10 protein-coding genes are annotated in these 22,381 nt (G+C 55.6%); 2 read left to right on the forward strand and 8 right to left on the reverse strand.

Features of this window, described 5'->3' with window-relative positions:
- Nucleotides 1-17: 17 nt before the first annotated feature.
- Complete coding sequence (gene fba / locus F455_RS0113715; RefSeq protein ID WP_018973876.1) at nt 18-1,055, forward strand: class II fructose-bisphosphate aldolase; 1,038 nt, start codon at nt 18-20, stop codon at nt 1,053-1,055.
- Nucleotides 1,055-1,792 (forward strand): HAD-IA family hydrolase, encoded by a 738-nt coding sequence (locus tag F455_RS20925; protein WP_018973877.1) that lies wholly within the window; start codon nt 1,055-1,057, stop codon nt 1,790-1,792. The genes fba and F455_RS20925 overlap by 1 nt, the downstream gene beginning before the upstream one ends.
- A gap of 264 nt (nt 1,793-2,056) precedes the next feature.
- Here F455_RS20925 and F455_RS22595 read toward each other — a convergent pair whose 3' ends face one another.
- The 8 genes from F455_RS22595 to F455_RS0113755 form a co-directional block, all read right to left on the reverse strand.
- Nucleotides 2,057-2,257, reverse strand: a complete 201-nt coding sequence (locus F455_RS22595; RefSeq protein WP_083918953.1) for a DUF2188 domain-containing protein — start codon at nt 2,255-2,257, stop codon at nt 2,057-2,059.
- Nucleotides 2,258-2,421: 164 nt separating this feature from the next.
- A complete protein-coding gene (locus tag F455_RS22995; RefSeq protein ID WP_157578811.1) occupies nt 2,422-3,792 on the reverse strand; it encodes a hypothetical protein in 1,371 nt (456 codons plus the stop codon).
- Nucleotides 3,786-10,412, reverse strand: coding sequence for an FG-GAP-like repeat-containing protein (locus F455_RS22600; protein ID WP_083918954.1), 6,627 nt, complete (start codon nt 10,410-10,412; stop codon nt 3,786-3,788). Before F455_RS22600 ends, F455_RS22995 begins: the two co-directional genes overlap by 7 nt.
- A 772-nt stretch (nt 10,413-11,184) precedes the next feature.
- Nucleotides 11,185-12,219: a DUF4365 domain-containing protein gene (locus F455_RS0113735; protein ID WP_026293367.1), complete on the reverse strand. Its 1,035-nt coding sequence runs from the start codon at nt 12,217-12,219 to the stop codon at nt 11,185-11,187.
- A gap of 136 nt (nt 12,220-12,355) precedes the next feature.
- Nucleotides 12,356-13,198, reverse strand: a complete 843-nt coding sequence (locus F455_RS23590) for a phospholipase D-like domain-containing protein (RefSeq protein WP_018973881.1) — start codon at nt 13,196-13,198, stop codon at nt 12,356-12,358.
- Nucleotides 13,182-15,407: a hypothetical protein gene (locus F455_RS0113745; protein ID WP_033410136.1), complete on the reverse strand. Its 2,226-nt coding sequence runs from the start codon at nt 15,405-15,407 to the stop codon at nt 13,182-13,184. Before F455_RS0113745 ends, F455_RS23590 begins: the two co-directional genes overlap by 17 nt.
- A gap of 1 nt (nt 15,408) precedes the next feature.
- Nucleotides 15,409-19,218, reverse strand: a complete 3,810-nt coding sequence (locus F455_RS0113750; protein WP_018973883.1) for a helicase-related protein — start codon at nt 19,216-19,218, stop codon at nt 15,409-15,411.
- 393 nt (nt 19,219-19,611) lie between these two features.
- Complete coding sequence (locus F455_RS0113755) at nt 19,612-22,320, reverse strand: hypothetical protein (protein WP_018973885.1); 2,709 nt, start codon at nt 22,318-22,320, stop codon at nt 19,612-19,614.
- Nucleotides 22,321-22,381: the final 61 nt, after the last annotated feature.

Consider the following 22,381-nt stretch of genomic DNA (forward strand, 5'->3'; position numbering starts at 1 on the left):
CTCCATGAGGTAACCCGATGGCCTTTGTCAGTCTGCGTCAATTGCTCGACCACGCCGCCGAACACGGCTATGGCGTGCCTGCGTTCAACGTCAACAACCTCGAACAGATCCACGCAATCATGCAGGCTGCGCAGGAAACCGACAGCCCGGTGATCCTGCAGGCTTCGGCCGGCGCGCGCAAATACGCAGGCGAACCTTACTTGCGCCACATGGTGCTCGCTGCCGTGGAAGCGCATCCGGACATCCCGCTCGTGCTGCACCAGGATCACGGCGCCTCGCCGGGCGTCTGCCAGGCCTCGCTCGTCTCCGGTTTCACCTCGGTGATGATGGACGGCTCGCTGCTCGAAGACCAGAAGACGCCCGCGAGCTACGACTACAACGTCGACACTACGCGCTTCGTCACGCGCATGGCGCATCCGGTAGGCGTTTCGGTCGAGGGTGAACTTGGCTGCCTCGGCTCGCTCGAAACCGGCATGGCCGGCGAGGAGGACGGCGTCGGCGCCGAAGGCAAGCTCGATCATTCGATGCTGTTGACCGATCCCTACCAGGCCAAGGATTTCGTCGAAAAAACGAAGGTCGATGCGCTCGCCATCGCGATCGGCACCTCGCACGGCGCCTATAAGTTCACGCGCAAGCCAACCGGCGACATCCTCGCGATCGACCGCATCCGCGCGATCCACGAGAAGATCCCGAACACGCACCTGGTCATGCACGGATCGAGCTCGGTGCCGCAGGAATGGCTCGCGATCATTCGCGAATACGGCGGCGACATCAAGGAAACCTACGGCGTGCCGGTCGAGGAAATCCAGCGCGGCATCAAGAACGGCGTGCGCAAGATCAACATCGATACCGACATCCGCTTGGCGATGACCGGCGCGATGCGCCGCGCCTTCGCCAAGGACGCCAGCGAATTCGATCCGCGCAAGGCACTCAAGGCCGCGACCGCCGCGGCCAAGGACATCTGCAAGGCGCGCTTCGTCGAGTTCGGCTGCGCGGGCCAGGCATCGAAGATCAAGCCGGTAGCGCTAGAGAAAATGGCCCGGCGCTACCACTGATGAATGCGTTCGCAAGCGTCGCGAGCGGACGCAGCTTGCGCGCGCTGATCTTTGATGTCGACGGAACCCTGGCCGACACCGAGCGCGACGGCCATCGCGTCGCGTTCAACCGCGCCTTCGCCGACGCGGGTCTGGATTGGCATTGGGATACCGCCCGCTACGGCGAATTGCTCGCCGTGGCCGGCGGTCGTGAACGCATCCTGCATTTCATCGACAGCGATGCCGCGCATATTCCCTGCGCCGAGCGCGAGGCGCTCGCGCGCGACCTGCACGCGCGCAAGACCACGCACTATCTGCGACTCGTCGAATCCGGCGAGGTGCGCCTGCGCCCCGGCGTGGCACGCCTGATCGACGAAGCACATGCCGGTGGACTGCGACTCGCGATCGCGACCACGACATCGCGCGCGAACGTCGATGCGCTGTTCGCGCACTCGCTGCCCGACGCAGGCGGCTGGTTCGAGGTGATCGCAACGGCGGACGAAGCGCCGAACAAGAAACCCGACCCGCAGGTATACCGCTACGTCCTCGATCGGCTCGGCCTGCATGCGGACGAATGTCTGGCTGTCGAGGACTCGGCGCCGGGACTGCGCGCCGCGCGCGCCGCGGGTATAGCGACGATCGCGACCGTCAACGACTACACGCGCGATCAGGATTTCAGCGGCGCACTCGTCGTGCTCGACGATCTGACTGCGGTCGGCCTGCCGCAACTTCGCGCCTGGCACGCTTCGATCCGATAAGCCGCGTCAGCGGCGCGCGCATTCCGACGATGGTCGAAAAGAAAAACCCGCATTGCTGCGGGTTTTTCGAACGATATCGCTGCAACCCGCAGATCAAAAAGGTTCCTTCCACCACGTCTGGCCGAGACACCCGCTTAACAATTTGATCTGCATGGATTTTGATCACGAAATCGCAACAAACGCAGAAAATTTTTGTTTCATTTGATGCTCTTTCGGCTGACAAACGCAACACCAACTGGCCCCGCGCCCAGGAACTGTTCCGATTTACTGGCCGCGCCATTTGTCAGGCTTCCCTACGCTCGTATGCCGCACCCGCTCGATATCTGGATGCTCACTACCAAACTGTTTTGCGAGACGAATAGCCTCAGCCTGCGTCGCCGCCAAAGCGCTGGCACGTTTGGCATTCGGCTTCAGTACAGCATATTCGCCAGCGCCGCGCTTCTCTACGAAGTATTTCTTGTTCATAGTTCCTCCGTTCTTAAACCATTATTCGCCTTGTCTATTGAGCAGTTCCTTACCTGCAGTTTCGCAGCTCAAACGAGCATCAATTGTCGCCTTTTGGCGATCGTGTGATACCTCCCCAACGCCGGGAGATTGTTTCCATCAACGAGGCAGCAAACTCCGCCAGACTACCGGGGTGCTCTCCCTGAGGAAATATCTTGTACAAGTTCGAGAAGCCGAGCGGCATACGCTTCCGCGGCCAAGGTATTTTTTTCCTCACGACCGCTAAGAATCGGCGATACCTTCACCCGATAGGCTCCCCGCACGACGCTGGTTCGGTAGGTATAGACTAGGAAAAACTCATAGGCAGCTCTACGCGCCACAGCAGCGCTCACATTTGCAAGAAATTCACGAGCTAGAAGCTTCGTTTGCTCGTCGAAGCTCGCAGACGAATCAATTTCCAAGCCACTTCCAGACCTCATAATCTCAGATAATTTTATTCTGGCGTGCGCTCTCGCTAGCTCACCCATGAGGAAGACTGCTCTTATTTCCAGATCTGTGATGCCACAAACAGTTGAATCCTTCGCAAGCTCTTGGTTATCGACGAAGCCCAGCTTTTCCGCCGACGGGCGATTCGCACCAGCACCGAAGTAGCCGCGCGTTCTTGTAGAACTTGCGACTCGATTGGAAAGCCTCTTGGAAAGTGCTTGCTCTTCAGCCTTCCTAAGATCATCGAGACTGAGTTGTAGGTCCGGAATCCCCAATGACTTTATGGCGTCCTGCGAAATTTTGAAGCCAGCAAATTCTCCTGTCCCATTCGCTAACCGAGCAAGCGCGTCTACGGTGCGTGTATGTGAATACTCAAGATACGATCTGACATCGTCTGCGCTTGGCTGTTTAGCCAAGTAAGCCGGTACCGGAAACAAAAAATCCCCTAGCGCACTGGACAAGGCGATCGCCGCTCGATCTGCAAGGTTTGTCTCGTTTGACCGATCTTGCTTAATTGTCAATCCAAGTCTGTCCACATACCCATCGCCAGATACCAACTCAAATACACTCCTAGCCACCTGTGGCGGTGCCGGCAACACATACTGGATAGTCGTCGAATCGCTCAATAGCGTTGTTGGCTCTGAGAGCCAGTCCGCAAAGCCCAGTGCAATTGCCACGAGCCGATTGTCGGATTCGCCAATCTCGAATGCTGGGTGAGCGGACTCCAAGGGGTGATAGGCATACCCGCTCTGCTCCAGCGATACGCGCCCAATCCCTTTTCCGAGGAAACGCAACAGCTTCTTCCAATCTTTACCCCAGCGCTCGTCTAGTCCCACTGAAACAGGTGAATCGGCTAGGCCCTGCACGCGAGGATCATGATAAATCTGCGAGGCGCGTTTTTGACGTGGCCCAAACGAGCACGACAACGCAGCGGAATCGCTGTATGGGATGCTGAAGACGTATGCTCCACGGGCATCGTGAAAGACATCGAATGAATTGGCAAGCGCCCTGGAGCAGAAGAAGTCCGAACCAATAAACGCCATCGCTACGAAATGCTTGGCAGTCAACACGATGCACCTCCCCCAAGTTGCCGGGTTGTGTACCTGCATCCCCAAACTGCTTGATTTCGAATCGTATAAATTTCATGCGCCATAGCGGAATACGTCACCACGCCCGCGGGCAAAGTAGACAGCACGAAAGAGTTTTCGAATGTAAATCCGAGTCCCGCAAAAGATTGATATTGAGCCATCCACGAATCATGCAAATAAGCAGTGGGATTCTGGCCAGGAATAAGGCTCATGAACGTCGAAAATCCGCCGCCTTCCACTGGCCCTGCATGCAGTCCTGCGGCCTGACCCCAGTTGTTAGCTCGATACGACGGAAGATCCTTATATTTGCCGGACCGAAACTTCGCGACGCCTTCCTCATTTGAGCCTTTCAGCCCGTCCGCCGGCTCACGTGCCACGTCTGACAGGTGCGGACGTCCGTCCTTATATTCATCGAAGTCCATTGGTTCACCGTCTGGGTCCCGTTCGCCATTTGGTCCAAGACGCCCTTTTTGCATTGTTCCTCTATAGAGCGCTGAACCGGCTTCGCTAACCGCCGAAAAGAAAGCAGCTTGCTCAAAACCATGCTTGAAGTCGCCACCAAGCGCTTCGTTGGTCACTCCGCCAGCAATTCCTTGTGCACCCACGGTGAACGTACTGCCGAGAAGCCCTGAATTTGTCGTTCCTGAAATGTACGTTGCCCCCTGGGCAATTCCGAAGCTCGCTGCGCCTGAAACTCCGCCCACGACCGCACCGACCACAGCCGACCCGAGCACATCGGAGACAGAACCGCCAGATAACGCAGTATATGTACCCCCAGCTGCTGCTCCAGCCGCCATGCCGCTCAACATCGCAGCACCAACCGTTCCTCCAGACCCCCCCGTACCCACGGTGACAGCAACTGCGACGCAGACAGTGATCGCAACGCGAAGGGTTTCGTTGTGCTCCGCCTCATGGACCAGAGCTAGCCCGATTGCTCCACCAATGGGCCCGCCAATGAATACGCCTATGACACCACCTAAGGCCTCCCCAAAGGAAAGTTGTCCCGCAGGGTCGATCGTGCCCAGAGAGTTGAACGACGCATAACCGTATGGATGGTACTCAAAGAATGACCCTCCGGTTGGAACCAGCGGATCCGCGGAAGTAAAAAGACCTAGCTCAGGGCTATACAGCCGCCCACCAGCATAGACGAGCCCGAAATCCCTCATCCCCGAATGGCCGGCGAAGCCAACATCTATCGGCAATTCAGAAGAAATGACAACTCCACGCTGCGAGACGTCTCTAGGGTTTCCCCACGCGTCGTAGCGACGTTGTTCGACTAGGTCTCCATGTTCACTCGAAATGGCAATGACGGAGCCGATTCGATCCCTATGAAAGTAGCGAATGAACCGTTCTGGGACACGACTTCCTCGCCGGAACTGATCGATGACGACTCCGTAAATCCCCGACCCGGCCGCAAGATAGTTGTACTTTAGGGTTTTATCAGCGTACCGCCTCTCTTGATAGAGGCCGTTTATGTGAATTACGTCTCCGACAGGCTTTAGCGTATATGGCCCAACAACTGTCCTATCGCCCAAATTCTCAATGTGCTCAGACGTAAGCTCGTACTCGTCGTCGTACTTTAGAGAAACCTTGTAGCCCTCCCTTCGCATAAGGATCGGCTTCCCGTGCGAACCGTAGTCGATGATGCCGCCCTCCCACTTCTTCAGGCGGCCGGCTTCGTCGAAAGAAATTTTGCGGCTATCCAAATTTGATGGTGCGAAGCTAAATTTATTAGGGTCATAATCGACATTCTCTACCGACGGGGTTGACGTGGGTCGCCCAAGCCTGTCGAAGGTTTCATTTTGCGTCCTTCCACCTAAAGGATCCGCCAGTACAAGGCGTCGCATTTCGTCGTATTCGAATCTCTCTGTCGAATTCAAATAAAGGTCATCGATTTGGTGAACAAGACCGTACTTGTCATACGTGTACTTGAGCCCGACGATACTGTCGTTACGTGGGCCCTTAGAGGCCCTTATCTCAGTAAGCCTACGGCCGCTATCACTAAAGATGTATTCCGCTTTCAAAGAATTTCCGTACACCACGGAAGACACTTGCCCTCTCGGACTAATCGCAACTGCTTCCGATAACAATGCTCCTCCGGCACCCCTTTGACTCTGTAAAAACCCAGAAGCATCGTAGCGGTTGTCGACCGCGAACCCATCCGGATACGTCGTTTTCGAGATCAGCCTCGCGTCATTGTAGCTATACCGAAAAGTAAACATTTCGCCACCAATAGTTTTGGTTCGCGATTGCAGTTGCCCGTCCGGCTCGTACACATAGGATTCCCTATTTCCGTCGTTGTCGCTTATAGAAGTCAACAATCCAATGGCATTTGGCTGCTTGTCGTATGTCCAACTGGCATGGACACTGCCGCTGATACGTTCGACAAGTCGATCAAGCTGATCGTACTCAAATGAGTAGGTTTGCTCTGTCTTGGAATTGGACTGGTGCGCAATGCGTCCAAACCCGTCGTAGTCGTAAGTCGTCGTTCCTCGATCAACTGCGCTGGAAGAGATCAATTTTCCCATTACATCATATAGATTGGTGACAACCACATGATCTCCGAGAGCAATAGACAGCAAATTACCCCAAGGGTCGTAAGCTACATGCACTTCCGCACCGTTTGGTGATGATCTCAAAATTGGCAGGCCTCTCGGATTGGTACTGACTGTTTCTTGGCCTCCTCGATCATCACTCACGCTCGTTACCAGCCCATCAAACCCGAAGGTCTTGAGGACTCCCTCTTCGTTGGAGATCTCGGCAACTCGACCTAAGTCGTCGTACTTGTACTCCCTGTAAGGATGCGCTGCTCCGGCATGGGCAACCTCAAGATCTCTGTATACACGGCCGGCCGCATCATATCTTGAGCCACGAAGATTCCAACCCTTACCGAACGCTCGCTCGGCTACCCACACCTGCCGCTCCAATGAGTCGTAAAACACAATGGAATCTGGCGCTCCCGCGCGAGACGTTATCACTGCGCGTGTGGAGTGTTCTGGACAACTTAGTCTCGGGAGACACACGATGTACCGCATCTGCTGTCGGTTTCCGCCGGCGTTTACTTCTCCAATCTCACGGCCACTCCCATCATATTTCCATGACCAAGTCCGACTCGCGGGGTCGATGCGAGAAACCTTGTGACCGAACAACGTGTCGTAGGAAAAAACTTCGATATGCCCGAGTGGATTGACCAGCCGGGACACATTTCCAGTGGAGTCGTATTCCTGACTCGTTGTTCGCGCCAATCCCTGCGGTGAGGATTCCGTGACACGCCTAACGTGACCGAGGGCATCGTACTCATAACTTTTAAGGGACTCACTTTCCGAGTACCGCTCAATCCATTCCGATTCAAGAAGTCCAGAGAAAGAGTACTGAAAGGCCGTGGTTCTCTTGAGTTCCGTTCCATTGATGGATGCCAACATTGAAACTTCAGTAACACGGCCGAATTGTCCTCTCGACGAATCGTACTCAAGTTTCGAATCGGTTCTCGTTCTTCGACCATCCGCTTCGAGCTTCTCGACGCTGACCACATTCCCGAACTCATCGAATGTGTAGGTACCGTGGACACCACTCAACTGCTTACCACCAAGATCCCATGTTTGACTATCGCTTTCCTTTACGAAGGAGAGATACGAAGGATTAAGCGCCTGGGATGGCCTTGTGCCAGCGGCAATTGCTTGGCTGCTAGCTAGCTTGTCAACTCTGACGCGCCCACGTACCAGCGCGCCACTTTGCCTGGCGAGGTCACATGCAGTGTCTCGTTCGCTCGCACTCTGGGAGTCTGACGTGACATCAACCCAGGTCGCCGATGGTGCATAAAATTGCTCACAGTTCTTCGTGTACACATATAGTCCCCAAGCATTCGTTGCCCTACCGATCAATACTTGCGAAGCCGCGATACGCGTCTCGACGCCCCGCACCAACCCAGCGTATGGAAAGTCTTGGAAGTACGTGGTTGTCGTCTCGATCCCTGTGCCGTCGTCAAATGCAGTAGCCTCGCGAAATCCGAGTGAACGATGGGAGTCACGCGCAACCTTCAGACCAGCATAGCGTAGGGAGATAGTTCGCGTACCTCCAGACCCATCCGTTGTACTGTACGAGGAGGCAAGCAAACCACCTACGACTATGTCTTGTATGGGATATGCGGCGTCGTTGTCTTTCTTGTAGACATTCTCATCACCCAAAGACGAATACGACACTGAAGTCGAGTACCCATGTGTGTTCGAAATTTTTGTTAGCACGTCCGTTCCGCCATCAATTACCATCCTACGCATAGTTGGCGGGTCGGCATCATTCCTTGAAATGCACGCGAGCATCGATCGACCATGGCCTTCGAAATCCGAAAGCGCGAAACTACACCTGTTCTTGGGAAAGTCCGAATCACTGATGACTTCAGTCAGATATGACCAAGTTACGTAGCCGACCGCTGTAGAATACGCGACCGAAACACGCGATCCGTTCGGCAGGTTCTCCCAGCAAAAAATGTCAGCGCGACCGTCGTGGTTCACATCAACAAGCTGCAAATATCCACATCGGGCAACGTCTACTTGCGCTGTTTTCAACGGCGTGCCGAATTTCGACCACGGCTCGTAGCCCTTGCCGTTGGCAATCTGGACCAACACCTCGAACCCGTCTCGTATAGACCTGATACATACGAAATCGTTGAGGCCGTCTCCATTTACGTCAGCTTCGTAGGAGAATGAACAAGCGTCCATGCCGATCCCGCCGTTTAGTGGCTCCTCAGATGCCTTGATCCATGAGCCAAACACATTTTCTTCGCTGAGCTTCGTGACCCAAGTCGAATACTTGGGTCCTTGAATGCAGTACAAGCACGTAGAAGCCGCTTTCGCGTGGCATACAAATGCAGCCTTTCCACTCCCGTCTATGTCAGCCGCTTGCAATTGCGATCCGCTAATGGATTCGCAAGATGCGAGCGACAGATCACCAGCACCGTTCAATTCCGGCAGCTCATCCCATAAAGCAAACTTGGCTCCATCGGACAGCGCGTAGGAGGCGACTACGGTTGTTTTCCTCTCGCCATGCGCCGAGTTCTCTTCGTGGCTATGCACACAAAGCAAATCGCTCCTGCCATCGCCATCCAAATCCGGCGTTGTCAGCTCTGAGCACGGATGTGTAGGCAGGCCGAATGCTGGTGCATCAATGGGAAATTCACCCCACTTCGTCCACGGCTGCAACCCTTGAGCCGATCCAAGGCTGATCCAGAATTGAGCCAATGATTGCCCATCTTGCCGGCTTGAGTTAATGACACAAACAAAATCTGTATAGCCGTCTCCATTGAAATCTCCGGCTGTGGTCTGCAAACAATCCGATAGCCCGACTACCGGTCCGCTTGCAGTACCCCATTTCGTCCAATCTTTTAGCGCCTTTCCGTCTGAAATGCTCGAAAGAGCGCTTGGAAGATTCGCGTTTGGGTGGGTAATGCAAAGCAAATCGGCTTTGCCATCGGCATTGACATCGACTGGGAGTAGGTCCATACAGTCGCGGCTGTGCAAGGTTTCTGTCGCGCCGGGTGGCGTATTTTCATTCCAAGGCTTAGATGCAATAACTCGCCCGGAGTCATACTTGAAAGTCAGCGGGTCTAGACAGTCGGTTACTGATGTGCAGCGCGTAATCGATGAAATCAGGCTTCTGGCAGTCGTGCTAGAAGTCTCGTATGCTATTCGATATTCCAAGAACCTGCCGTCGTTTGTGTTTGATTTGATACTACTGAGTCTTTGTGTATTACTCAGTTTGATACCGGCGATCCACGCATCAATTGGATCCGGCCTATTTTCGTATAAAAAGTTCACTTTAAACTCAGCAGCAGAGGCAATGCTGACGTTCCCGCCATACGTAAGCTCACTCGGAAGAATGTCTCCGATAGACTCATCTTTTGAGTAAGCGATGCTATAAAAGTTGCCAAGTAGATCTTGTACGTGATCTAGGTGCCAGGACAAGACCTCGGTGCTCTTCGTTGAAGTGCGCCGCGATGTGGCGTCGGACCCGTAAGTACTTACAACACCGTCTTTTGCTTTCAGCGTGAAGAAAGTAACGCCAGCTGGGTCTGTCGATGCCGTGACTTTGCTAAAGGTCTCGTTCTCGGTTTTGTACTCAGCATTCAGGCCCCAGTATTCGCCGGTCTGCAAAACCAACGGATTACCATCCAAACAGAGGCGATCGTCTGATCGAAGTGTGAGCACCCCGGGGCGTTCCCCCACAGTCGATGCACACCTAGTTATTGTTGAAAGACCAGAAACCGACCACCCATATCCAAGCTGAGTGGTAGGCGCTCCGCTGGTATATACGAGCTTCAAGACGGGAGCGAGCGAGCTGGGACTCGGGGCGATGGATACGGGCAATTCATACTGAACAGCCCCCATTCCGGAGATGCTCAACCCACCTAGCAGCACACCGTGATCAGCCGCGGCCTTCTCCCGGAATATCTGCTCTAGCTGGGTATCTGAAATCGTGCCTGGATCGAAATTCAGTGCTGCCGCGACTGGCAAGGCGATTAGCGCTGAAAGCGCTACCCCTATCGAGCACATGCGATACCACACATCGCGACTAAGCCAAACGCGCGAATACCTGGTCCCGTGCGACATAGGAGTGCCCCCGGTTGATTGGTGTTCTATTCAGTCATTGTTTTGTAAAGACTTTGGTTCCAGTGTCGATGCGAGATGAAAGCTTTCCGACACCGTTGAAGCCGTAGGCACGTCGCATCGAGTCACCATGAAATGGAACGCAGTCGATCGCCGCGGTAGCGGAATTTGAATCTTCTCGATGCCCCTGAATCACCGTCCGCCTTATGTGCGGCCGGGCGCCTGTTCGCGAATCGTCACATACCTACCTAGAGCCAACAGTGACTTGCCGCACAAATAACGAGCGTGAGGTGCCGGAATTGAAGATCGGACGACAGGCAGTAGCTAGATGAATAACGCTGAAAATCCGCGCAGCGAAGTGCGATAGTGAACGAAGTATTTGGAAGCCAGTCGCCGTAGACGACCGCGTTCGGCCGAGGCTGTGTGTCAGCTTCTGCGTTTACAAACGCTGACCGATTGTGGGCTTCCAGCGTCCGGTTTGGACGCGTTCGACTACCGAAGCGCGCGTTAGATCAACGTACGACGCCCAACGTTATCAAGCGGTTGAGGTTTTCACACAGCCTCGACCAAAAGCGGCCCTTCTGCACTCGGCTCCGCAACTGTAAGTCCGGCCGAGCTAGGGGCTAGTAGTCTGAGGCACGCTCTGGTGCGTGTGGATGTCGTAGCCTTCGTTGGTGACTGACTCAGCCTTGTCGAGCGCGAAGTAGACCATTGCTCCACTCTCGTTCGGGGCTGTCGCCCACCCAGCCGTCGCCAGGTTCGTCAGCTTCGAGCCTCAGAAATAGGGATTGATCTCACCAAATTCCTCGATGTGCTTTCGAATCTCCGCTGCGTACCACGATCCAGCATTCTCCAAGCGGATTAATTCAGGAATCGCACCTTCGGCCTCATTCATCGCAACAATGAGTGCTGCAAACTCCTTCTGGGACGTGTCGGAGGCAGGGGATTCGATTACCTGCCGAAGTAAGGCACTTGAGCCAGGCAATGACGACACGATCGCTTCGACCGACTGTCCTAGCGTGCCTCTAGCGATCTGCTCTTCCGGATCAATAAACGAAATGAGCTTTAATACCTCACTGACTCCAAACTCTGCCAACAGCAATCGGCCGTACTCGCGGGTAGCTGGAGAGGCAGTCTTCCCGAAGGACATAATGTCTCCATGCCACGGAATGTGCGCCAACCAATAGATAAGAACCGACGGAAGTTCACTCGAAGGGAAGGTCCGAAAGACCCTCACGAGCTCGTCCCATGTAGCAGTCTCGTCAGGATATCTGCGAAAAAGAGTCAGCAACCCAAGGTATATTTCGTCGGGATGTACTGACCTCGCAAGGCGGAGCGATTCTTCGAACTCAAGCGCGGGGACCGCACCGACAGCGTGCGGCAGAAAGATGCTTGAAAACGTTTTCGCATCAAACTTCGTCGCCTCACAGGCGGGAAATCTCAAAACTGTCGCTTCCGCAGCCGTTTTCAGCAGCCCCTTGATACTCGCCCAGTACGCGACGCCATGGGCCGGCAGATAGACCACCCCCACAACCGGCAAGGGATGCTTCGCCCAGTAGTCTCTATGTTCGCCGATCGGGATCAAGCACTCCCTCGTTCTCTCTGAGTAGTAGGAAGCACCTGACTTAATCTGCACGGCAACCTGCTTGTTCAGCGGCACCTCGTTTTCGATGAATTCGATCAAGGCATCGATGCCAAGGTCGTTCTCATGATCGATTTTTATGAACATCGATCCCGCACTCTCCGTTGCACTCCGAATGTGATTGATGCCTTCCTTTGCAGTGATCGCTGATCGCTTGTACTTGGGCATGCTTGCTCACCTCATTCGCTGAAACGACGTAATCGAACTTCGGGGAATCTGTAGAGCACTGGGAATAGATCTCGCCGACTTCGTCAAGGCGCTAGAACGTCAGCCAGAAAGGCCACGTAGAACAACCTTGCTGCAGTCACAAGGCAAGCGGGCTCGAAACATTAACGACGGCGTCTAGGATGCGCGAAACTTGTGCCGCCGCTTTGCCGCTTACGTGAAAGCCGAGCTCGAGCGAGTAGTCGAAACTCCATCGGGTCATGTTCGACGAACCCACGTAACACTCTCGATCGTCAATTCTCACTACCTTTGCATGGAACGTCTCCGATTCTCCGCTGCCTGTTCGCGGCAGCCGAAAATCAAAGACCTTTACTCCAAGCTTTCTGAGCGCCCTGGTCAACTCGACTAGCGCAGATGGCATGCCGTCCCTGACGATCAGTTCTCGCTCGACTGCCTCTTTCGTAGCGCCGAATAGCTGAACAATTCGACTGGCTCCATTCGCATCGACGAACGGAGTCATGATCGTCATGCGTCTCTCGGCACGGCCCGCCATCTCACCGAGTAGATCGCTAGTCGCTAGCAACCCCCAAGCCCCTTCAAGCGTGCCCTCCAATTCAGTTACAAATCTACTTGGCCGGGGCGGCTTCGATAGCACCACGTGAACGCGGTCGAGATCCCGGTGCACTCGCTCTCGATACAGGGCCGCTCCCTTCAAGAGCAGACCTAATCGGTAGCATTCCTGCATGCCCAAGGTGAATCGCCAAGCACCCGAAACCTGCTCCATGGCCCCACTGCTCTCCGCGGCTGTGAGAGCATCGACGATGTCGGGTAAACGAGCTGCACCGACACCGACGAGTCTTGCGATCTCCCTGCTGCTGTGTGATCCATCAAGCCTACCTTGACCGGCGAGTTCAAAGACTCCGCCTAGCACCGAAGCGTGCGGAGCCAGCTGCAGAAAAATCCCCTCAATTTCCCGAGACATCCGAAGCGACGTCCAGATAGCCTTGGATTACTTGTCCCGAATGACCCTGATCCTCTCTAGGAGCCGGACCCGTTCGTAGTACAGATCTGGACAGTAACTGGTTCGCTGCGACGCATGACGTCTCGGGAATTACGATGCAACTCGGGCACGCTCCCCCCGAGAGAGAGTCGCAAAGACTACCCGCCCCGCACATCAGCGTTCGTGGCGCGAGCAGGTGCTCAAGAAATATCGTGTTGTAGTTTCTCCAAAGCGCCGAAAGATTCCCGAGATCCATAGTCGTGCCATTCCGATACACGACGAACGCCAGGTCGGCAGGGAAGAGATACTCACCGAGGCTCCCGACATCAAGTCCCGAAAACTCCGCGACAGCTTTCATTACGGCGTGCGAGTAGGTATGCAGCAGTGTGTAGACGTAACGGTACGTGTCGGGAGGCCCCGGCGTCAGGTTCGCAAAGAACTTTCCGAAAGGAGCAGCGGACTCCAGTACGTGAGCTCCAAGCTTCAGCGACTCTGCTCCTTCCCACTCCGGGAGATCACCAACTCCCACGCTGCGCAGCCACTGGTAGACCGTTTCCGGATGGAGACGAACGTAAATCGCCTCGTTCGATTGATTGACGACGTAGATGGGAATCTTCTGATTACCGAGCTCTTGGAATAGGTTTAGGCGGACTGGCAGCCGAAGGGTTTGCTGATCCGATTTTTCGATCAACGGGTCAGTCGACATTCGAGTGAAGCCATGAGTGAAACGACAAAGGTCGAACTCGCGAACCAGCCCCATGTCTGCGATTCCCAAAGCGCCAAGGAGATCTATGGTCTTCGAAACTTGGGTGTTGAGCTCCAATCTCGTTCTCGGCGCGAGGTCCTTGTCGGGGCGTACAAATCTAACGAACGGGGACCGACCGTCGACAGGCGTGGTCGCGCGAAGCTTGCTCCGCGAAAGCGCCTCGTGCTCCACCGTCAGAACCAGAGGATCGTACCGACTTCCGAATTCGATTCGTCTGCCGATCAGCTCCATGAGCCAAGCCGGTGACTCATGCTCGATTGGAACTAGACCCGGTGTTACCTTCCAATCCGCAACCATGTCCCTGATTTGCGCATCAACTTCTTCGGCCATAGGAGTCCCGCTCAACCTGGCCTTCATACCGATGAGGCGCTCGTACTGCGAAACCTTGGCGGAGTGCCCTGCCTTCCTCAGCACCTCGACAATCTCTTCGTCGCTAGGCGGCCTCTCGCCTACACCGAAGCGCTCGGCAGCAAACCCAGCGAGCTGCTCCTCACTACCCTCCTGCAGCATCGTCAACAAGTCGCGCTGGTCAGAGGCAAAAACAATGAACTGCTCGGAGTGCGGGTAGAACGCAGGAGTAGCACGGTACGAGATCGGCTCCATGCGCCGCCAACGGGGAGGCCGCTTCGTGGTGTCATCGCCAAGAAGCTTCGTGGTGGTCGGATCATTCTGCAGCCAGCTATCGCCGTGCTTGTGTCCCTTCTCACACTCGAAAACCCATTCACCGATTCGTGGCGATTTGTCGATCAGGTAGAAATTGCGACTTTGGCAAATCGGGCATGAGTCGATCGGCTTGAGCAGCCTTTGCTCTGAAACGCTCCACTCCCAGCGGCCAGGGGTTGGCGCCTCCCAATTGCCTGACCAATGCACAAAAATCACATCAAGCTGACGCCAGCGGCATTTTCCTTTCAGTTCCTCTGATCTGGAGTCGCAGTTCTCACGCTTCAGTTCATCCAAATGGCCAGAGGCATCTCGAACCGTATCGAACTTCCGAAACCGCCCGCACGTGTTGCACACGAAATCCATAGGAGCCGGCACGTAGCACATCGCCTTCGGATCGACGAGTTCAAATCGCGAAGCAGGTGGCGCGTAGAATGCCCCGTCCCGGAGAAGGGCTTGATCCAGGCACAAGGTGGGGACGGCGGGGTGATCCGGAGTTCCCCCCTGCATTGCTCGAGTGAACCAGCTCTGCCAAACCTCCCGCAATCGCAGGTGGATCTGTATGGCCGTTTCCGGCGACACGTCTGCCTTGGCGGGATGCTGGCTTTGATCCGCAATCGATAGGCAAGCACCAAGTCCGCCTTCAAAGGTGAACAGCGCCCCCGGAGCGTAGACGGTGGCTAGTTGCCCGCGTGAGCGTGACATCTTCGCGGCGGTCTGCTCAGGCGGTTCATCGGGGCTACGGAATTTCTTCTTGAACGCCATATCACTCTCCGTCGTTCCCACCATCAGCAACACCGCCGCGGATCAGTTTCATAACCCTCCTCGCCGCGCGGTCGTCGATTTTTCCCCGAGCACCATCTAGGTCGCGGTATCCAAAGGAAATAAATCCAGCCTCGTCAACATCTCGGAGTGAGGTCATTGGCCGTTTCATGACACTACTTTGAGCGCGGAAGTAGTCTCCGAGCCCCCGATGCTCACCCAACATGTCCCGAGCCCACCCGGTCAACATCGCCTCGACGCGATCCTTGATCAGCTCCTGGTAGTGCTGCTTTCCGCCCGGCGCGAATGTTTCGTTGTCTAGTCCGATTGCCTTCTCAACAAAGCCGCATAGATTTGCGACCAGCGGACCTCGAGTTGCATGTCCGTTGTACAGGCTGACAATGTTTGGGATCCACGAGAGATCCCGCACGCTGTGCTTCTTGTCGGCTGGAGCCGCGTGCACCTCGCTGACGTAGGCGACACCAGCAAGATAGGCCTGAATGAGGCTTGGAAGGACTCGCTCCACAGCGCGACCCGCCCATCTATCGATCGCGGCTGGAGAGACCATGCGCTCCAGGAATCGGTGATAGCTGTCAAATACCTCAACCACGTACCTGTCTCGCCTTCGCTGCGGCGTTGGCACTAGGACCACAAAGCCGACGTGGGTACGACCGACGCGAGAAGAGGCTTGAATGTACTCCGCGATATCCGACGGCAGACCGGCGAAGAACATGGAATTGAATTCTTCAACATCCACGCCATGGGACACGGCGGAAGTGGCGATCACGGAACGAAGCACTGTCTCCAAGTCAGGAAACGGTTCGCCCGGTTTCGGCCTCCGCTGGGCATCCTGGACAGTCTTCTGAATATCACCCTGGGAAACAGAACCAGTAATAAGGTCCGTACGTAGATCCCTTAAGGGCAGGTTGCGTTCAACGTGGCGCTTTCGCGTCTCCTCAAACTCGGCGGCCATGATCTGGTCCCCGCCCTTCTTGTTGGTGACGTATGTAAGCGCGATCCGATGAAGATCTACGAGCGTAGCTAGTTCAGCAGGTGTCGCCTTTCTTAGCGCCTCCGAATAGGAGCCCTTCATCTCGCCTTCGCTCACCGCGCCAACGAGCATTTCTCGTGCCGCCTGATGGCGACGCTCGTCATCGGACGTGAAGGACAGAATTAGCTCGGAAATTGCAGCATGAAAATTGGAGAGCACCGCCACCGTGGTCGCCGTATGGGCGCGACCGTTGGTCATGAAGCCGACATAGACGCGCGCCCAATTCGCCCGTTGCTCAATGTCGGGAAGGCTGGAACGCCGCAAGTCAGTAGGCTCTGCAGGCGCGGCGTAGAAGGAGGCGTACAGACTTTCCCCAGGGTAGGGAAACTGCATCGCCGGTACCGGCCGCTGATAGAGGTGCTCTAGCTGGCGATCGGGATCCGAAACCGTGGCCGATGCCGCTACAACCTTGGACCTCCGGCGGGTTTGACCTCCCGGCTCATGTGCAACCAGCTGCTTCAGCGGCTTCGATAGCTCTCCATATACGGCGTCCAAGGCGGACTCAAACAAGCCCGCAAATGTGCCGAGCGACTCGTCCAGAAGGTGTGCTTCGTCTTGAATGAGCAAGCTCGGAAATGGATCGTGAAACAATCGCTTTCCATTCGGATAGGCGGGAAACAGACCTACGCAGCCAGCAGCCTCAGGCCCCTCTTCAAAAGCCCGCGGTTCGTTTGGGATTCTCAGGCGGCCCGTCGCGTTTTCCTGCCACGGGGCGGCGCCGAACATTGCATAGATTTTCCGGATAGTTCGCGATGACTGCCCGATGAGCGCGAGCTTGTCGACGGTACCCAAGAGAACCGACGGAGCGATGTCATAAATATCTACGTCACAGATGAAAAATGGAAGGGGCCTGAACTCACCTTCGTTCGCGGCGCAATCTAGGCTTGAGCAAACGTGTGCAACCGTTCCTCCCAATGTCGAGAAGCGCCGCAGGACCGTTTCTTCACCGCAAAACGGACAGGACGGAATCTTGTTCCACGCAGCCTTCTGGAGTTCATAGTTGATTTCGCGGCCCAATAGCGCCGATTCGGTCTTCAGATCAGCGCTTTGATCCTTGATGTCGGGAATGTCGGCGACGCCGGGCGCAAAGTGATTGTTGGGCGAGCCTCCGCTACCTACCCAAAACCCAATCGAGAAGGGTCCGCCTCCAATCTCATGTCGTCTGCGAACTAGCTCTGCCTTCGCCAGCACCTTCGAACAGCGCTGGGCCTGCTGAATTGTAAGAAGACGTAACGGATAGCGAATCATCGCCGTCACGCCGACGGCCTTCCCCCTCAACCGATCCAGAAATAACGCAAGAACCAGCAGGCCAAAGAATGCCTCAGATTTCCCACCGCCTGTAGCGAAGTAGAGCAAGGTCACGGTGTCGTCGCGCTCACGCTCGTAGCGACTCGCAAATGAGTCCATGCGACTTGCGATAGACGGGATGTGAGCGATGACGAAGGCAAGTTGAAACAGGCGCCACTCGCCTTCGTCATTCTTGAATCGGCTCCGTAGCAAATCTGCCATCGTTTCGTTCATGGACAGCCAAGCTTCGAACACGGTAGCTCGCTCGTCGGACTGACGCCCTCGCTTACGCGTCAATTTCCAAACACGTTCTGACTCCGTGAGGATTTCGAGGCCAGCCCGAACAGCATCTATTTCTTTTCGCCAACCGCGCTTGTCTTTGGCAAAACCGCTCGTCTCTCTCGCTCTTCCGGCCTCGTCGTCGGCGCTGAGTCCGGCAAAGGGATCAACCCGCTTATCTAGTGATGCGTACCAATCCTCCAGCACATCCACGAGTGGCAGAACCGATGCAAGGCTGTTCTCTCCGCTCAACAGCCGCATGTTTGGCTGGAGTCCTGGGTACTGGCGCGGAATGACTCTCGGTTGAGTGTAACGAGGGGCCCAGGTGGTTCGAATCCTTAGTTCGGCGGATGCACCGCACTGGACACGTTGTACGCCGCCATTGAAGCCCATGGCGGGGTAGTCCAGGTACTCGTTGTAGCGATACGACGGCTCGACCCTGCCCAATCTCAGAGAGCGATGCATCGCGACCGGCATCGAGACATCTAGATGAACTCGAAAAACACTTTGGTCTACGGTGTCGTCGTTGCGCTTCGGCTCGGCGGACGCATTCTCCAGGCTAATGTGCAGATTGGACCTTGATGGATCCGACCAGTCCGGGACAATTCTTACCTGCCAACGCAGTGTAATGTCTGGTAGGGCGAGCGTCTTGGTGGCATCTGCGCGAACTGATTCGAGAAACGTCTCCCAACCCTTGTACTGCGACGGCAGAACTCGTACGCCCTTCCGGTAGCACCATGCCTTACCAAGTGCTGACTCCGCCCAGCGCTTTATCGCGTCGCCCAGTGCTCGAGTTAGCTCTGCAGAGGCCTGATCGACGATATCAATCAGGTTAGCTCGAGACAGCGAGGGGTCGAACTCAAGAAGAGGAATCTCTTCAGGGCTTAGGTCGATGCGGAGCCATTTGTGGGGGACATCCATTGGCCGAAAGTGCGCATCGTTCAGAGGCGGAAAGGCTTCTTCTCGTGCCACGACACCTTCGGCCGCCCCATCATCCGCCCCTGCGTCATCGATACTATCGTCGGTGGCAAAAATGGTCGTGATCTTCGGCGGCAATCCAAGCTTCACCAAAACGTCAGCCCGCACCGAATTCTCAATCTCAGACCAATTCGGCTGCTTGAATCGCTCCTTGTACGCCTTGCCAGAAAATTCCGCCTCCCATCGATTCTTCAACGCCGCGTCCGTCTCGTCCTTCAAATGCTTACGAATCGAGTCATCTAGACGAAATCGTGGTCCGCAATCAGGCCTCTGCAGGTCCGCCAGAGACGGAAAGACTCGAACGTAGATGCTAAAGCTTGGGCGAACCTTAACCGTGCCACGCGCAGCTCGCTGGAACTGCAAGTCCAGCCCGTGCGCACTTATTCGAATCGGCTGAGTAACTTCGTCACCCGGCCCCTGATCCAATAGCGGGGGCAGTAGAAATCCCGATGCAAAGACGGAGCGAGGCCTTGCTCCAAAAATCCGGCCTCCCTCTGCTCCATGACCGCTGATTCGCGAATACGTGAGGTTGATCAAGGAGTCAACAACCGCCTCTTTGAGGGTCATCGCGATGGTGTTCGGGTCTACCCTAGCTATTGGAATGGCCACTAATCACGCCCCCTGAGGCTTGTTGATTGCCTCGATCAAATGAACGTTATCCTTCGCTCGCGCGTAAAGGTCCTGAACCACAGAATGACTTAGCCGGCCGTGCACCTCGATCGACTCGGGCTCAAGCAACAAATCTGAGTATGCGTCAGAGACTCGTCGACCATCGGCTCTTCGGACGCCTCGTAACGGCTGAATCACTACTCTCCAGAAATACGTCGTCTCGAAGGCATCCAGGCCAATGGCCTGGGCGAGGGCCTTGAAGTGCGGCTCAATACGAGGGGCGCCTGGTCTAGCGTCCTCAAAGCTACGACCGCGATATCTGTCGACATCCAACCAGCTTCTAAGCGTGCCTTCGGCCGGCATATTCATCGCGTCACCCAAAGCTTCTTCCAAAGATCGCTGGATTCTTCTCGCTTTATCAATCAGCGTGACGCCTTGGATTTGTGCGACGAGCTCACCGACTCGGTCGTGATATTTGCGCAGGTCGTTCTCGAAGTGCTTATCGTTTGATATGGGAGCGCCAACTGCCTTCAGGGCAGACTCTGTCAGCTCGCGGAGCTCAAATGACATTATGAATACATGGTCACCTGGCTCTAGCGTGCTGACGTCGACAGCTCTGAATCCTCGAGTCACAGTGTGTGATTGGGAGGGGTCATAGAGGTAGAGCTTTGAGTTGGGACTGCGGCGAACGGCGATGCCGCTATCAAGAATGAGTTCCCACGCGGCTTCGTCGTGCTCGTCACTATCGGCGAACGTTGTGGCTAGTCCTTGCTCGAACGAAAACGTTGGGAGGACAAAGTCTGCTCGGGTGAAAATTGCCTTCTCGTTGCCAATTGGAAACTCGGGCAGTTGACGCAGAATCGCTTCGACTCGCGGTCGAAGCGACTCAAATCCCGCCGTCCTATCGACTGCTCGGAGAGTCGCCTTCAAGTAGGCAGCATTCCGGCGGGTTAGAAGTACGTAAGTTGGCGAGGAAATGCGTTCGCTAAGGATTAGGGTCCGAAGCGACTCCTCGTCTAGCCCGGCAAAGATCAGCGTGTCACCGGATGCGTTTACAAGCTCGATGTCCAGCTCCCGAGAGACCATGAACCTAACGCAGTCACGGAGCACTTCGAAGCCGGCGCCCTCCGGATAGCCGTCGTACTCCTCAAAGTACCGCTCCGCCAGACGCCTAGCCGTTGGCCTTGTAAAAACCACCCTGCATTTCTCACGGCCTCGCGTGTGCTCTTCGATTAGGTCCGCGAGCTTGCGAGCTAGTGGCGTCCCATTGGAGTAGTTTTCCCAAAGCGAATTCCCACGATCGATGATCAGCTTCAGGGCCGCTCGTTTCCGGAACGTCGGATCATGGAAGATCTGTTCCAGACGAGATCGATAGACTGGCCAGGCATAGTTCTGCCTGATCGCCATCGGAACGTCTGCCTCGCCAAGCCATGCCACGAGCATCTTCGTGCTCGACGGCAGAGCGGCGAGCGTCTCCACGTAGGACGAGGTGGCCTCTAGAGCCTCGACCCACTGAGCCTCTACAAGCCCGGAGGCCAGCTTCTCGATTTGTGCGACAACTTCCGCAGCCTCGGTATCTGTAATAGCTACTTGTATCTTCTTGGCCGAAGGCTCATTCATCTCCGGTACGCGACATTCAAGCAACCCGTCCATACCGAGCGTGCAGATCTCGCCATATAGAGGTAAGTCCGCTTCATTTAGCCAAGTGTGGATCTCGCTCTTCTTGGCAGAGGCTTTAAGCAACTGACGTTGCAGTTGGCCGCGTACCCACGGCTCATCGGAAACAAAAACCACGGGCGGGGTATCCACCGGCCATGCCTTACGCGCGCACTCAAGAAACATGACGGCGTTGGTCTTCCACCCCGGATTCTTCTTGCGCAGTGCCCTTGTCAGATCAACCAGCAGTACGTCTGGCCTCCGCGCCTTCTCCAAGGCGCGCAACGCATTTCGGACGTCTTGGCGCGTCGCCTTCCAACTCAGAGCGAAGACGGCGTCTGGCGCTGTATTTGGGTCGGTCAGACTTTGGGTCGCCAAACTACCCAGCAAACGCTTGTCCTTTACAGATTTCAGACTGCTCTTGACGTGGCGCAGCATGTCACCGTCGCACGACCGCCATTCTTCGAAACCAGAATCAGCGAAGAAGTGTGGGATCAGCTCTGCAAGGCTTGGGTGAACTCGCTCCGCATCGCTGGCTTTGATGTTGTTGAGTGAGAGCCAAAGCGCATCCTTCTCTCGGAATGAAACAGTGACCCTCGGATTCGCCTTTTGGGTGTCTTCGTATAGCTCGAGCGCCAACTTCACTAGGTCAGATTTGTCCAAGTGCGCGTGGTTTAGCGAATGCAGGAAATTAGCCTTTGCCGGATAGATCATCGTCCGGAGCCCTTGCTTATTTCCTGATTGCCACAGCGATGCAGTACCTACGGCATGCGCCAAAGTCAGAGAACGAAGCGAGCCAGGCCAAAGCAATAGAAAGGAAGAGTGGCGCGTCCGGGACGAATTGATCAGATGCCCGGCCACGCCTTCGATCGCGATTACTGGGCGAACCTCAACGTCAACGTCGTCCTTTCTCAACCTCAAGCCTAGGGTGGCGCGGTCCACGACGGGTAGCCGGTCGGCAAGCTTGGGACTTTCATTTCGCTTAGGCTCCAACCTCCGACTCTCTTCGGTAGGCGACTCCGGGTTCTTGGCTTTGCTCAACAGGCTCGCAACCATTTTTGCCTTTCGCTCTTGAGCCAAGCGAATGCTTTGTAGCTGCGATCCTCCCGGAGAGCCC

It is taken from the genome of Rudaea cellulosilytica DSM 22992 (assembly GCF_000378125.1).
Classification (GTDB): Bacteria; Pseudomonadota; Gammaproteobacteria; order Xanthomonadales; family Rhodanobacteraceae; genus Rudaea; species Rudaea cellulosilytica.

What these genes read in the sequence shown, in the direction of transcription:
- fba (WP_018973876.1), top strand. Translation starts at nt 18, where the DNA reads ATGGCCTTTGTCAGTCTGCGTCAATTGCTCGACCACGCCGCCGAACAC.
- F455_RS20925 (WP_018973877.1), top strand. Translation starts at nt 1,055, where the DNA reads ATGAATGCGTTCGCAAGCGTCGCGAGCGGACGCAGCTTGCGCGCGCTG.
- F455_RS22595 (WP_083918953.1), bottom strand. Translation starts at nt 2,257, where the DNA reads ATGAACAAGAAATACTTCGTAGAGAAGCGCGGCGCTGGCGAATATGCT.
- F455_RS22600 (WP_083918954.1), bottom strand. Translation starts at nt 10,412, where the DNA reads ATGTCGCACGGGACCAGGTATTCGCGCGTTTGGCTTAGTCGCGATGTG.
- F455_RS0113735 (WP_026293367.1), bottom strand. Translation starts at nt 12,219, where the DNA reads ATGCCCAAGTACAAGCGATCAGCGATCACTGCAAAGGAAGGCATCAAT.
- F455_RS23590 (WP_018973881.1), bottom strand. Translation starts at nt 13,198, where the DNA reads ATGTCTCGGGAAATTGAGGGGATTTTTCTGCAGCTGGCTCCGCACGCT.
- F455_RS0113745 (WP_033410136.1), bottom strand. Translation starts at nt 15,407, where the DNA reads ATGGCGTTCAAGAAGAAATTCCGTAGCCCCGATGAACCGCCTGAGCAG.
- F455_RS0113755 (WP_018973885.1), bottom strand. Translation starts at nt 22,320, where the DNA reads ATGGTTGCGAGCCTGTTGAGCAAAGCCAAGAACCCGGAGTCGCCTACC.